Raw genomic sequence first — 14,272 nt, 5'->3', positions numbered from 1 at the left:
ATACGGCGCCCAACCCCCTAGTTTTCCCGCGCCTACAACGTAGGCGAGGAAAACTGATGATTTTTGTTCGCGGGCCCCGTATGAATCCCGGGGTCCTGACCAACCAATCCAGCTCGAGATTTGCTCGAACTGAATCGGCTGGTCGAACAGAGCCAGCGGGCCAATGGTCAATTTTTTTTGATCCTTATCCCATGAAAATGGGATAAGAACCATGTCGTGCGCCCCGTCGGCTGGGCACACGACTTTCCACTCGTCGTCCGAAGACGACGGCGGGAAGACAGCGCAATCTTGGGCGTCTCCGCCCTCGATTGCAAAAACTTTAATGGGGGAAACGTTCTCCCCCACCATTGAGGCGCATGTGGCGCCTGAAGGCGCCACCACCTCAATGATAAATGGCGTTGGCCCATCGGCCAGGTAAACCTGGCCGATACCAAGGTTTTCCCCTGCCCCCACCGGCGTGCCGGCAGGGCAGGTGGTCGCGGGGGCCGTGGAGGGGATGACAGTGGCGGTCGGCACTGGCGTGCCGCCGCCTTTAACCGGGGCAGGTGCCCCGGTGGCGCCAGCTAGGCCGGCGCCAAAAACCAGAATGGCCGCAAGGACCATCCCGGTCACCAACGGAAAAAGCTTCTTCATTTTCTCTCCTTTTTTAAATTTCCCCCTTTCGGGGGTTTTTTGTTTTTCTGCGATGTTAGCTTCAGCGCGTTAAGGATAAATATATTGCTTTATTGTTTTATTGCTATATTGTTAAATTATTTATTTTTAACAATTAACAATGAAGCAATGCGGCAATTTAGCAATAATTTATCTGCTAACGTACTGAAGCTAACTAAAAAAAGGAGATTAACCCTCTGCCGGATGAACAGCGCTTAAAAGCGCTGCAGATTTTAAAAGAACAATTGCTTTATATTATAGCACACTGGTATCCTCCTGTCAATCTTGTTGAAAAGTCAATCTTATTATTTAGTTTAGTTTGTTATTTATAAATTACAGCTTTATTTTAAGACAACAAAACAAAAAACAATGCAGAAATGCAGTAATGGGGCAATTTAGATTTACCTCTTAGACATTTTTTCACTTTTTTGCTTAAAATACATCTATTCCCGTTCCTGTATTATTTATTTCTATCTAAATTCCGCGATCGCGGATTTTACATAGAAATAAAATGGGCTTATAATTGTAATAATAATAAAAGGCAATAAAATGAGCTTATAATTATTATAATTATTAAATGACTTGCGGAAAATAAATTCATAAATTTGGCGAGTATGACAAAACCCTCTCCTAAAATGAGGCTCCGAAAAAACACTCAAGAATGGCGGGTGTTGAAATTTTTGGACGAACTTACATTTTTAACTTTAGACACTGTGTTTCTTAAAGGTTATTCTCGAGCCCGATTGGGACGTTTGTTATTTGGTTTGGATAAGCCGAGAAGCGAAATGAACGAGAGTGATTATGAGAAATATAAAAGAATTTTTTCTGCCACATTAACAAGGCTAAAGCTGAAAGGATATGTTTCAAAAGAAGGGAGAACAAAAATGGCTGTCTGGAAAGTGAGTCAAGCCGGAGAAGCTCTTTTGAGGCGCGCCGCTGATGACTTGCCGCAAGAGGATGGGGTTTTAAGACTATTTATTTTTGACATTCCGGAAAACTTGAAGCAATATCGAGACTGGATAAGATTTGAATTGGTTTCTTCTGGATACCGACTTTTGCAAAAAAGTGTTTGGTTGGGAGAAAGGCCGCTATCCAAAGGGTTTTTACAAGAGCTTGTTGATAAGGATTTGTTTCAATTTATTCATTTTTTTGAGATAAAAGACGAAGGGACCCTTAAGAATTTAGAAAAAGCTGGCTGAGCTTGCGGATCTGAGCTTGTTGGTTTGAGTTTGCGGGCTTGGATTTGCGGGTCTGGATTTACAGATCTGAACTTGCGGACTCGGGTATTTCTATCTAAAATCCGCGATCGCGGATTTTAGATAGAAATAATATAAATAATATAATAATATAAAAGGAATATAAAAGTAGTGAAAAATTTTAGAGGCATTTTTTTGTTTATAAACATTTTTATAAAGAAGAGTTTTAAAGAGGCTTATTGCGGCTGCTGTTTGAAACTGGGCCCAAGAAATTGCTGTATTTGTTGTTTCTTTAATGATAAAATTTAATAACAAAGACTATGCAGTACGAACTTCCCCGCTACATTGAAGAAGAAGCCAAGATCTTAGGGCCGTTGAGCTTAAAGCAGTTTATGATTGCTTTTGCCGGGATTATTATTAGCGCTTTGTTTTTTTTCTTTTTTCAGGCTTGGCTGGCAATGACTTTGAGTCTGATTTTAATGTCCGGCATAGTTTTTTTAATGTTTGGCAAAATTGAGGGCCGGTCGGCAACAACCGTAGTTTTGGGAATGATTAAGTATGTTTGGCTGCCAAAAGTTTTTGTCTGGCAAAAGCCGGCTTTAAAATCAAAACAGATTTATGTTGAGACTTTAAGAAAACAGGAACCTAAGCCAACAGAACCAGAGCCAGAAGCGCCAAAGATTGTTTCAGAAGAAGAGATAAAAGAATTAGCCAGACAGCTGGATCAGCGCGAACCAGAACCCGAACTAGAACCTGAAATAAAAGACCAAACCTGATAAAATTATTCATAATTCATTCATTAGATTTTAGAGCATTATTTTTTCTGTAATTTATAATTTGCAATCTAAAATTCATCTTGATTCATTATTCACAATTCATAATTTACAAAATAAATGGCAGACTTAGGCGTTTCACAGCAAATTATCTCGGTTGATACAATCAGGGAGAATATTGTTGTTCTGAAAAACAAAAGTTTAAAAGCGATTATTGAAGCCGAAGGGCTTAATTTTGAGCTGAAATCTCCAGAAGAACAGCAGGGTTTGATTAGCGCTTTTCAGGAGTTTTTAGTCGGCTTGGATTTTCCGCTTCAGCTTTTTGTTTATTCCCGCCGGGTTAATATTGATGATTATCTAAAAAGAATTTTGTCTTTTCAGGAACAGGAAGAAAACGAGCTGATAAAAAATTACATTCCCGACTACACCGGATTTTTGGAGGGATTGTTGGAACAGTATAATATTATGACAAAGAAGTTTTTTTTGGTGGTTTCTTATTTTCCGGCCGCATCTGCTTCTGGTCTAGCCGGTGTTTTGCCGAACCAGGTTCTTTCTCGGCAGAGCCAAACTTCAGCTGGTTCGGATTCAGAAGAAGAGTTCTCCCGGGGCAAATCCCAGCTGGAAACCAGGATTAATTTGGTTGTCAATGGTTTGTCCAGAATGGGGATCCAAGCCAAAGTTTTAAATACCGAAGAGTTGGTGGATTTGTTTTACAACCTTTATAATCCAATGGAAAAAGAAGAGAAGAGATATCTTTAATTTCTAAATTTTCAATTTCAAATTTTCAATGAATTTTCAATGACAAAATCAACAAATAGCAAAAATTACGATTTAGAAGAAAGAACCGCCAGATTTGCAGAAAATATTATAGATTTTGTCAAAAGCATTAAGATTAATTCACTGAATAAGTCAATAATTGAACAGCTTGTTAAATCTGTCGGATCTGTAGGGGCGAATTATTGTGAAGCCAATGAAGCAGAGAGTAGAAAAGACTTTATTCATAAAATAGGGATCTGCCGGAAAGAATTAAGAGAAACGAAATACTGGTTAAGGTTTTTAATTAGAACTAATCCCGAAAAAAAAATATTATTAAAGATTTTTTAAGAGAATCGCACGAGCTTTTGTTAATTTTTTCAAAAATTAGCCGAACTGCAAAAGGTAAAAAAATTAGTAAATTAGAGAATTAAGAAATTGATTTTTCGTTGAAAATTGAAAATTGAGAATTGAGAATTATGTTTGAACTTCCTTTTTTAAAAAACAAACAACCGCAGACGGTCAGGACGATTGAAGAGATCAGCCAGGAAGAGCTGTATGAAAAAACCAAAGCCAGTTTGCGGGACTTGATTACTCCGGTGGGCCTGGAGATTAAACCATCGCTTTTAAAGTTCTCTGACAAAGTGGTTAAAACCCTGTTTATTCTTGGTTATCCTAAATTTTTGACGGTTGGCTGGCTTTCGCCAATAATCAATCTGAACAAATCTGTTAATGTTTCCATTTTTTTTCATCCGATGGAAACCGAAGAGGTGTTAAAAAACTTGCGGAAACGGGCAACCCAGTTAGAAGCCCAGCTTTTAGAGGAGCAGGAAAAAGGCTTAATCAGAAACCCGATGTTAGAAACCGCAATTCAGGACATTGAGGGCTTGCGCGATTCTTTAATCCAGGGACGGGACAAGATGTTTTATGTCAGTCTCTACCTGACTATTGTTGCCAATTCTGAAGAAGAGCTGAATAAAATTGAATCAGATTTAGTTGGTTTGATGGGACAGAAAATGATTGATGTTAAGCCGGCTGCTTTTCATCAGTTTGAAGCCTACGAAGCCAATATGCCTTTAGGCCAGGATAACTTAGATGTCCGGACACCGCTGAACATTGGACCAGCTTCAACTTTTTTCCCGTTTATTTCCTCAACTTTGCTCCAGCAAGAAGGCATTTTTTACGGCGTTAATATGCAGAATAACACCCCGGTAATCTTTGACCGATTTTCTCTGGAAAACTCTAATTGTGTGATTTTTGCTAAATCCGGCGCCGGCAAATCATACTTTACTAAACTGGACATTATTCGTTCGTTAATGACCGGCACCGATATTTTAGTAATTGACCCGGAAAACGAATACGAGCAGTTGGCCAAAGCTTTTGGCGGCAGTTTTTTCAAGATCTCAATTCAGAGCGATGATCATCTAAACCCTTTTGATATCACCACTATTGGCGAAGATGAAGACCCGTTAACTGCTTTTCGCCAGCACATTTTAGATTTAATTGGCTTAATCAAAGTGATGACCGGCGAGCTTAGCCCGGAACAAGAAGCGGTTTTGGATCAGGCAATTAAACAGACTTATGCTTCCCGGGATATTACCCCAGAAACCCCGTTCTTTGGCAAAGAACCGCCGATTTTAGAAGATTTGGAATCGGTTTTGCGAACCATGGAAGGTGGCAAGGAGCTGGCAGACAAGCTTTATAAATACACCAAAGGCACCTTTGCCGGATTTATTAACCAGTCAACCACAATTGATACTTCAAATCGCTTGTCCGTGTTTTCTATCCGCGATCTTGATGAAGAGTTAAGGCCAGTGGCAATGTATATTATTCTCGGTCATATCTGGAACTTAATCCGAAGAGACAAGAAAAGGCGGCTGCTGATTATTGATGAGGCCTGGTGGCTGATGAAAAACAATGATGGCGCCAATTTTTTGCTCTCAATGGCAAAGCGGGCAAGAAAGTATTTCTTGGGCGTGACCACAATCACTCAAGACGTGGATGACTTTTTAAAATCTCCTTATGGCAAGCCGATTATTACCAATTCCTCAATGCAGTTTTTAATGAAACAAGCCAGCGCGGCAATCAGTTCTTTGGCCCAGGCGTTTGTTTTGACTCCGGCAGAAGTTGATGTTTTAACCAATCTATCAGTTGGCGAGGGCCTGCTTTTTGCCGGGCCAAAGCACTTAATCTTAAGAGTAATGGCTTCTTATACCGAAGACCAGATTATCACCACCAATCCGGAACAGCTGGCAAAAATTAAGCAAGCAAAAGAACAAGGAAATTAATTTTCAATTACCAATTTCTAATTTCCAAGTTTTAAAAAATAATTAATAATTGGTAATTAGGCATTAGGAATTATCCTCTATGGTTTCTCCAGTAATAACCCAAACGCAAATCCCGTCTTCATCAACTCCCAGAATAAAAAGAGCAGTCAAGGTGCAGGAATCTCCTTCGCTTGCCAGGGTCAAAGAGCAGTTGCCCGGGTATTTAGAAGAAAGGCCTGAAAAGGGTATGAGTGTTTTAGCGGCGTTGGTTTTATTGGGTATTGCGATTTTGTTAGATTTAATTGATTTATTAGACCTGACCGGAGTTGGCGCGGTAATTACTGTGGTTGTTAGTCTTATTTTGGGCGCAGCGATGTTTATTGCTTTATATTTTTTGGATAAAGGCGATTATAACTTTGCCCGTCAGGTTATTGCTTGGTTAATAGAGGTTATTCCGGCTCTGGGTATTTTGCCGGTTAATAGCGCTGCAGTAGTTTTGTCTTATTTTATGTCTAAGCCAAAGGTTAAAGAAAAAGTTGGCCAAGCAATGCAAGCAACTGAAACCGGCAAGGCGGTAATGGAAACAGTGAAAAAAGCAGAAAGGGTTAGCAAAATCACTCGGGCTGGAAAATAATCATTTTTCAAGCTAAAATTTAACAAAGTAATCGCGAATAACACTAATTTACTAAAGTGATAACGCGAACCCACCTTGTATGTTAGATCATATGTTTCAAATTATGAACCATAAACGATTTTTCCGCGCCATTTTTTTGCTTTTTACTTTTTGCTATTCGCTATTTGCTAAGAATGTTTTTGCGGCTGATTTTCTTTTGGTTGACTGGCAGGCAAATAATTACGCGCCTGAAGAATATCGTTTGAATGCTAAAAATCCGGCCTTGCCCGGTTCAACAGTCAATTTGAGAGTTAATCTTTTTCAAGACAAAGGCAAAGGCGTTTATCAGCCGGTTGATTTAAGCGGCTATACAATTCGTTGGCTTAGCCAGGGCTATAAAATCAGCGAGCTTAAGGGGATTAACCGGTTAAGCTATACGATTAATAAGTTTACTAATGATTCATTTTTAAATTTAACTGCCCAGATTGTTGATCCTGTTCTTGGTTCAGTGGCCCAAAAGCAGGTTTTGGTGCCGATTTTCCAAGCCCCAGAAGCATTGTTGCACTTGGTCGAAAATGATCGGGTTTCTCCTTACAGCCAGGAAACTTTTTTCGGCTCGCCCGAACAAGAATTAGTTTTGGCAGTCAGGCCGTATTTTTTCAATGTCGCCAATGTTTTTGGGCTTAATCTTCAGTGGTATTATCGCTTGGATAAAATTGACAATTCGGAAAAAGACAAATTAACTTTTAGAGCTAAACTGCCGAAAAATCCGGTCAAAGATTTGTTTTCGGTTTTTGTCCAGAACTCAAAATCAGAGCTAGAGTTTGTTAAGCAGAATTTTTATTTAACTAACAAATAGCAAATGGCAAATAGCAAATGGCAGATAGCACCTAGCAGATGGTTTTTCTACTTTATTTTTTTTCTATTTGCTATTAGCAACTGGCTATTTGCTAGTTCTGCTCTTGCCGCTTTTGAATGGGAAGTGCCCTTGCCTCCAGCTCCGGGTGGAGCAACTTTAGACGAAACCAGCCTTGACTCTCTATTCACTTATATCTACAACTTTGGTTTAGGCTTAGGTGGCTTTTTTGCTTTTATCAGATTAATCATTGCCGGAATCAAATGGGGTTCAGAAGGAGCGGGTATTCCCCAGAAATCCGCTGCCTTAGATGATATTAAGAACACGATCTTTGGCCTTTTGCTTTTGCTCTTTTCTTGGGTAATCTTAAACACGATTAATCCCCAGATCTTAAATCTAAATCTTCAGATCTCTAAAGCAGAAACTAACCAAACCGAATCCAGCCAAGGTCTGGCTGGCGTATTTGATTCTTTGACCAGATCAGCCCAAAGAAAGAGTCTTGATGAGGTGCTTCAGAATGTCTCTAAGCAGTATTTAATTCAGGTCCAACCGGATAAAATTAGACAGTTGTCATTAGGTAACTACCAATTAGAACCAGTTAAGTTTTGCCCGCCGACTTCTAGTTCAGATTCTGTTTGCGCAATGGATTGCACTCAAGCCAACGACCCTTGTGATTTTTACCGTGACAAATGCGCTGGGAAAACTCCTGAAGGCTGGGATCCAGGATGCCCCTTGCCAGCAGATCCAGATTGTTCAGCTGGAGGAGTTGGCAGTGTCTGTGAGCTGGTTGGTGACTGGAAACCGGATTTTAAAAACAAAAATTGCGGCTATGACGAGTCTGGTTTGCCTCCGCCTCGTCGAGGCAGCGGCGGCTTTGGCGCGCCGGACGATTATCGGACTTATTTAGTTGAGGCGGCGAACTTTTTTGGGATTCCGCCAAAAGTTTTATTTGCGATTCAAGTGGCAGAAAGCGAAGGTTTGCTTTTTGACAGTTATGAAGGTATTACCCCAGAATACATTGCTGCGGCTGCTTCTCCTGGCGGCTATATTGGTTTAGCTAATCCCCAGAACCCAGAGCTAGCTAATAATGAAAATTGGTGTCTGCCAAACTCATCAGGCGCAGTTGGGCCCATGCAGCAGCCAATTAAATCCTGTGCTATTTCTGGAGCGGCTAAGACTCGCTGTATCTGGGATACCTATTGCAAATTTAGAAATGCAGCCAATCAGATTCGAAACAGTCGTGGCTATAAGCCCAATCCCTCTAATATTCGTGACGCTTATGCAATTGCAGCAAAAAGACTGAAGTTTTTAATGGATGACGGTAAAGGAGGGGAATTTGATGGTTGGTTGAACGATTTTCTTGGTTATGGTTATGGTTTTTCTGCTTGTCCGAAAAGAGGCGAGATGCTCAAATGGGATCCGCCAACGATTAATCCAATTGTTTTTTATGTGATGGGTCATTGGTATTATGGCGATTGCGTTTCACCTTATACTGGTATTGCCCGGTTAAGAAACGGCGAAGAGCTAACCATTAACACAAACAGCTATCTGCCCTGGGCAGCGCAAAATGCCGAAAAAATACGAAAGGTTAGAGATGTATTTGTGGCTTATGCCCAATCAGCTGGATTGTTGCCGGATAATTTTGAGATAGTTGAAGAAGTTACCACTCCGACTTATTGCGATTTTATTTGGTGGTATTATGACACACACTAAAATACAAATGGCAAATAGCAAATGGCAGATAGCACCTAGCAGATGGTTTTTCTACTTTATTTTTTTTCTATTTGCTATTAGCAACTGGCTATTTGCTAGTTCTGCTCTTGCCGCTTTTGAATGGGAAGTGCCCTTGCCTCCAGCTCCGGGTGGAGCAACTTTAGACGAAACCAGCCTTGACTCTCTATTCACTTATATCTACAACTTTGGTTTAGGCTTAGGTGGCTTTTTTGCTTTTATCAGATTAATCATTGCCGGAATCAAATGGGGTTCAGAAGGAGCGGGTATTCCCCAGAAATCCGCTGCCTTAGATGATATTAAGAACACGATCTTTGGCCTTTTGCTTTTGCTCTTTTCTTGGGTAATCTTAAACACGATTAATCCCCAGATCTTAAATCTAAATCTTCAGATCTCTAAAGCAGAAACTAACCAAACCGAATCCAGCCAAGGTCTGGCTGGCGTATTTGATTCTTTGACCAGATCAGCCCAAAGAAAGAGTCTTGATGAGGTGCTTCAGAATGTCTCTAAGCAGTATTTAGTTCAATCGAAATCAGTAGAAACAAGATTAATTCCTGATCCGCAGTTAAGCTATTTTTGGAGCATAGCCAAAATTACTCCGATGCCAGTCACCGGGCCTTGTCTTTCTGGGGACAAAAGGTCTTTAAATCAAGCCGGAATCATTTGTTATGAATCTCTTTCTAGCACTTTTAATTGCGACACTCCTTTATCTTGTGACTTAATTAATGATTTGCTTGATCTCCAACTTTATTTTGAGCCAATTGCCTTAACCGGTAGCAGTTATGGTTCGCACCAAGAACAGCGGGCTGTTGACCTTCTGCTTTATGACTCTGATCCGAATAATCTTGACCCCCGAGATCAGTTTATGATGGAATTTCTGAACTCTAAAAAGGATCAGTGCGGCGACGAGCTTTTTGCTCCAGCAAAGTTTGGCGATTTATGTTATTTTATGAGTAATAATCAAGCGACCTCCACTTGCGATTTTTATCCGGACCAAATTCATTATTCAGTTCTAAAAAACTGCCAGAAATAAAGCCATGAGAAAACAAACCCTAATTCTTTCAATTATTGTTTTGCTGGCGATTTTAATTATTGGCGGCTGGCTGTTTTTCTTTTTTAGGCAAAAAAGGCAAACATCAGAGCCAGGACTGACAATCGCCTTTTCTCCAGTGATTGCTGAAGCTTCCCCAACAGCAAGCCCCGGCTCAAGCCAGTTTGAGTTGGTTTCTGACCATCAAGTTCTTGCCCCGGTTTTTTCTGAAAAGATGATCTATCTTTTTGACCAGACTGAAAAAACCCTAATCTCAATTGTTCCGGTTCTGGACATTTATAAAGTCAAGAATCTTTCTGAAACCAAACTTGACAATGTTTTTTCTATTGTTTGGTCTTCTGACAGAAAGCAGGTTTTAATCGGGTTTTACCAAAACCAATTAGTGAGAAGATATGCGGTTTTTGATTTGGAACAAAACCTGACTTTTCTCTTGCCTGATTATGTCCAAGAAGCGGTTTGGTCGCCGGACGGCAAAAAACTGGCGGTTCAGCATTATTCTGCATCAAAAAAAGAAGCTTACCTTTCTTTGCTTAATTCTGACGGCACCAAAGAAGAAAAAATTCTCAACCTGAATCTGTCAGACCTGAAACTTTTCTGGCCGGGAAACAATTATTTGGTTTTTTATCAAAAGCCGGCGCCCTTCTACGCTTTGGAAACAATCTTTGCTTATGATTTTTCTAATAAGCAACTAAAAACAATTTCTTTGCCGATTCGGGAAAAATACCGGAAAGGATTTTATGGTTTTGATTTATTGCCTTCCCCGGACGGCAAAACAATAATCATTTCTTTAACTAATGAGTCTGGCGCCGGACTGGAAACTTATCTTTATTCTTTGGAAACCGGACAGCTGACCGATTTTCCGGTTAAAACTTTGGTTCAGAAATGCGCTTTTGCTCAAAGCAACGAAGCAGTTTATTGCGCTTATTCAAATCAAGTCGCCGGAGCTAACAATCTGCCGTTTTCTTATTGGCAGGGCAAAATCAGGCCGAACGACTCTTTTGCTAAGTTTAATTTTAAAACCGGCGAGCTTAAAGTTTATTCTGAAAACACGATTTTTGACGCCAAGGATTTAGCAGTTGCCCCGGAAGAAGATTATCTTTTGTTTATCAACCGAGCCGATAGCAAGCTTTATCGATTAAAACTTTAAGTCACCAATATACAAATAAGTACGAATTTACAAATTTAAATAGAACATTAAACTGCCAGAAAACTTGATTTTTTTGGGAACCGAGCTATTATATAAATATGAAAACTTTAATCACTACCACTACGGCTATTGTTTAATCCTTGGTTCAAGGCAGTGGTTTTAGTTTTCAAACCTAATAATAAGAACAACGCAATGCCCTGAACCGGGGCATTTTTAAATTAAGTATAGTAGAATAAAAATTATGGCAAACAAAAAACCAAACATAGAGCATATCCGCCATTCTTTGGCTCATCTTTTGGCAATGGCAGTTTTAGAAAAATGGCCCAAAGCTAGACTTGGAGTTGGGCCGGTAATTGAAAACGGGTTTTATTATGATTTTCTTTTGCCCAAGAACGCTAAGCCCGGTTTAGAAGATCTAAAAGAGCTGGAACAGAAAATGGTTAAGCTGATTAAGCAAAACCTTGACTTTAAGGGTAAAAGATTAAGTTTTGTTGAGGCGAAAAAGCTTTTTAAGGACCTGAATCAAGATTTTAAACTGGAACTTTTAGCTGATCTGAAAAAATACGGCACAACTGATGATTCGGCTATTAATAATCAGTTATCAGGAGCGGTTTCGAAAGGGAAAGCCAATCGTCAATCACCGATTGCTATCTCTGTTTATCAAACCGGGGATTTTGTTGATCTTTGCCGCGGCGGCCACGTAAAAAATACCCGGGAAATTAACCCTAAAGCTTTTCAGTTAACTAAGATCGCCGGGGCTTATTGGCGGGGCAACGAGAAAAATCCAATGCTGATTCGGTTTTACGGCGTGGCTTTTGAAACCGAGAAAGAATTAAAAGATTATTTAAAAAACTTAGAAGAAGCGGAAAAACGAGACCATCGAAAGATTAGCAAAGCGCAAGAGCTTTTTCTTTTGACCGAAGAGGTTGGCCCGGGATTAGCGCTTTGGCTGCCAAACGGTGCGGTGATTAGACGCGAGATAGAGAATTTTCAGATTCAAGAACAGATTAAGCTTGATTATCAGCATGTTTATAGCCCGCATATTGGCCAAAAATCTCTTTGGGTCAAAAGCGGGCACTGGGAGCTTTATCGGGACAAGATGTATTCTCCAATGGACGTTGAGGGAGAAGAATATTTAGTTAAACCGATGACCTGTCCAATGCATATCCAAAGCTACAAAATTCACCCTCGTTCTTATAAAGAACTGCCCTTGCGGATTGCTGAAGTCGCCGCGGTTTACCGTTACGAACAGTCAGGAGAGCTGAATGGCTTGCTTCGGGTCAGGGCTTTTACTCAAGATGATGCTCATATTTTTTGCACTCCGGACCAGGCAGTAGACGAGTTTTTAGGGGTTTTTCGTTTTATCCAAAAGCTTTATAAAACTTTTGGGTTTTCTGATTATCGAGTTAGGGCCGGATTCCGCTCGGCAAAAGAAAAATATCTGGGCCAAACTAAAGTTTGGAAAGAAGCAGAAAAAAAATTGGCCCAAGCGTTAGAGCAAAGCGGAGCAGATTTTTTTATTGCTAAAGGCGAAGCGGCCTTTTACGGGCCTAAAGCGGATTTTCTCATCAAAGACGCTTTGGGGAGGGAGTGGCAATGCGGCACAGTCCAGATTGATTTTATGCTGCCTGAACGTTTTGATTTAAGATATATTGACAGAGATGGCAAAGAAAAGGTGCCGGTAATGATTCATCGGGCGCCGCTCGGTTCTTTGGAGCGGTTCTTGGCAATCTTAATTGAACATTATGCCGGCGCTTTTCCTTTGTGGTTGGCGCCGGTTCAAGCAGTGGTAATGCCTTTGGGTTTAAAGCATTTAAGTTTTGCTAAAAAAGTTTTCCAGCAGTTAAAAGATCTAGAAATCCGGGTTGAGCTTTGGGATGAAGACACCATCTCAAAAAGAATTAGAAATGCGGAGCTGAAAAAAATTCCTTATGCTTTAGTAATTGGCGACAAAGAGGTTAAAGCCAAAGCGGTGGCAGTCCGCCAGCGGGGCAAAGGCGATTTGGGCGCGATCAAGATAGAGAAGTTTGTTAAACAAGTTCAAAAAGAGATAGAGAAGAAGAAATAAGTTAAATCCCGTCGCCCTCTATTTGACGACATCGCAAGTCGTAAATTTACGACTTGCGATGTCGTTAGAAGACGTGTTAAGCCCAAGAGATTTTGGTTTACGAAATCAGATTTTTGATTTAAGATAATAAGAATGAGAAAAAACTCAAAATCTAAAATTCAAAATCAAAAATCAGCTCTGGTTATCGGCGTTGACGCTGGCGGAACTAAAATTCGCGGGGTTTTAATGCAAAATAATAAAATTTTTAAAAAAGCTGAAGTTTTGCATGATGTAAAAAGGGTGACCCAAAAGGTTTTTCTTAATTCTTTATTTATAGTTCTTAATTCTTTATTCACGCCCGGAGTGCAAAAAATTGGCATTGGTGTACCCGGAATTGTTAAAAACAATAAGGTGATTAACGCCGGCGTAGTTAAGGATCTGGTTGATTTAGAGATTAAAAAAGCTGTTGAGCAAAAATATAAGGCCAAGACAATGCTTGACAATGATGTTAATGTGGCCCTGCGGGCCGAGATGAAAAATCTAAGTCGCGCCGAATCAGTTTTTATGCTAACTTTAGGCACTGATATTGGCGGCGCTTATTGGGAAAATGGCCGGATTGACCCAGGCGCTTTTGACACTGCTTATGAATTGAACCAGATGATTATTGATTACAAATCAAAAAAGAAGCTGAAAAATTTTTGCGCCAGCGAATTCTTTTTGGCCAAAGGATTTAAGCCGCTTGAGTCAGAAAACAAAGCCCGCCAGGGCAATAAAACACATCAAAAGCTTTGGCAGGAGTTCGGCAGTAATTTGGGGATTGCTTTGGCTAATGTAGTTAATTTGATTGAGCCGGATATTATTTTGATTGGCGGAGGTTTAGCTCATGCTTGGCCGTTATTCATTAAACAAGCCGGGAGGACAATGAAACATTTAATTTTGTCTCCTCTGGCAAGAAAAAAAATAAAAATTTTAAAAGCGAAAAACGTAAAGTGGTCCGGGGCGATTGGCGCCGCTTACCTAGCTCAAGAGATTGAAAGTTAAGTGGACTATCTTGTCCGTATTTTAAAAAGTTGGGCAAGAGAGAATGTAAGATGGTTTATATATTGTCCCCCCACCAGGGCTCGAACCTGGAACCGTTTGCTTAAGAGGCAACTGCTCTGCCAATTGAGCTATGGGGGGAATAAAGT

13 protein-coding genes and 1 tRNA gene are annotated in these 14,272 nt (G+C 40.3%); 12 read left to right on the top strand and 2 right to left on the bottom strand.

Translation table 11 applies throughout. The features are described 5' to 3' along the window. On the bottom strand, positions 1 to 633 hold a 633-nt coding region (locus AB1721_02320; GenBank protein ID MEW5805532.1), incomplete at its 3' end, for a hypothetical protein. A 632-nt stretch (positions 634 to 1,265) separates the two neighbouring features. On the opposite strand from AB1721_02320, the gene AB1721_02315 reads away from it, so the two are divergent. The 12 genes from AB1721_02315 (at position 1,266) to AB1721_02260 (ending at position 14,126) form a co-directional block, all read left to right on the top strand. Then, on the top strand, positions 1,266 to 1,850 hold the full coding sequence (locus AB1721_02315) for a hypothetical protein (GenBank protein MEW5805531.1): 585 nt from the start codon (positions 1,266 to 1,268) through the stop codon (positions 1,848 to 1,850). Between the two features lie 317 nt (positions 1,851 to 2,167). Next, positions 2,168 to 2,623, top strand: a complete 456-nt coding sequence (locus AB1721_02310; protein ID MEW5805530.1) for a PrgI family mobile element protein — start codon at positions 2,168 to 2,170, stop codon at positions 2,621 to 2,623. 117 nt (positions 2,624 to 2,740) lie between these two features. Then, positions 2,741 to 3,379: a hypothetical protein gene (locus AB1721_02305; protein ID MEW5805529.1), complete on the top strand. Its 639-nt coding sequence runs from the start codon at positions 2,741 to 2,743 to the stop codon at positions 3,377 to 3,379. A 39-nt stretch (positions 3,380 to 3,418) separates the two neighbouring features. Then, positions 3,419 to 3,724: a four helix bundle protein gene (locus tag AB1721_02300; protein MEW5805528.1), complete on the top strand. Its 306-nt coding sequence runs from the start codon at positions 3,419 to 3,421 to the stop codon at positions 3,722 to 3,724. A 128-nt stretch (positions 3,725 to 3,852) separates the two neighbouring features. Next, complete coding sequence (locus AB1721_02295; protein ID MEW5805527.1) at positions 3,853 to 5,661, top strand: VirB4-like conjugal transfer ATPase, CD1110 family; 1,809 nt, start codon at positions 3,853 to 3,855, stop codon at positions 5,659 to 5,661. 79 nt (positions 5,662 to 5,740) lie between these two features. Then, complete coding sequence (locus tag AB1721_02290; protein MEW5805526.1) at positions 5,741 to 6,274, top strand: hypothetical protein; 534 nt, start codon at positions 5,741 to 5,743, stop codon at positions 6,272 to 6,274. Between the two features lie 103 nt (positions 6,275 to 6,377). Beyond that, a complete protein-coding gene (locus tag AB1721_02285) occupies positions 6,378 to 7,112 on the top strand; it encodes a hypothetical protein (GenBank protein MEW5805525.1) in 735 nt (244 codons plus the stop codon). Positions 7,113 to 7,115: 3 nt separating this feature from the next. Continuing rightward, positions 7,116 to 8,822 (top strand): pilin, encoded by a 1,707-nt coding sequence (locus AB1721_02280; protein MEW5805524.1) that lies wholly within the window; start codon positions 7,116 to 7,118, stop codon positions 8,820 to 8,822. 7 nt (positions 8,823 to 8,829) lie between these two features. Continuing rightward, on the top strand, positions 8,830 to 9,873 hold the full coding sequence (locus AB1721_02275) for a pilin (GenBank protein MEW5805523.1): 1,044 nt from the start codon (positions 8,830 to 8,832) through the stop codon (positions 9,871 to 9,873). 4 nt (positions 9,874 to 9,877) lie between these two features. Then, on the top strand, positions 9,878 to 11,038 hold the full coding sequence (locus AB1721_02270) for a hypothetical protein (protein MEW5805522.1): 1,161 nt from the start codon (positions 9,878 to 9,880) through the stop codon (positions 11,036 to 11,038). A 241-nt stretch (positions 11,039 to 11,279) separates the two neighbouring features. Further along, on the top strand, positions 11,280 to 13,106 hold the full coding sequence (gene thrS, locus AB1721_02265; GenBank protein MEW5805521.1) for a threonine--tRNA ligase: 1,827 nt from the start codon (positions 11,280 to 11,282) through the stop codon (positions 13,104 to 13,106). A gap of 132 nt (positions 13,107 to 13,238) precedes the next feature. Next, positions 13,239 to 14,126, top strand: coding sequence for an ROK family protein (locus AB1721_02260; protein ID MEW5805520.1), 888 nt, complete (start codon positions 13,239 to 13,241; stop codon positions 14,124 to 14,126). Positions 14,127 to 14,191: 65 nt separating this feature from the next. Here the strand turns inward: AB1721_02260 and AB1721_02255 are convergent. Further along, positions 14,192 to 14,264, bottom strand: a tRNA-Lys gene (locus tag AB1721_02255). Positions 14,265 to 14,272: the final 8 nt, after the last annotated feature.

The organism is Patescibacteria group bacterium (assembly GCA_040753135.1).
Classification (GTDB): Bacteria; Patescibacteriota; Minisyncoccia; order UBA6257; family Brennerbacteraceae; genus JBFMGR01.
This window is presented reverse-complemented; position numbering and strand designations above follow the sequence as displayed.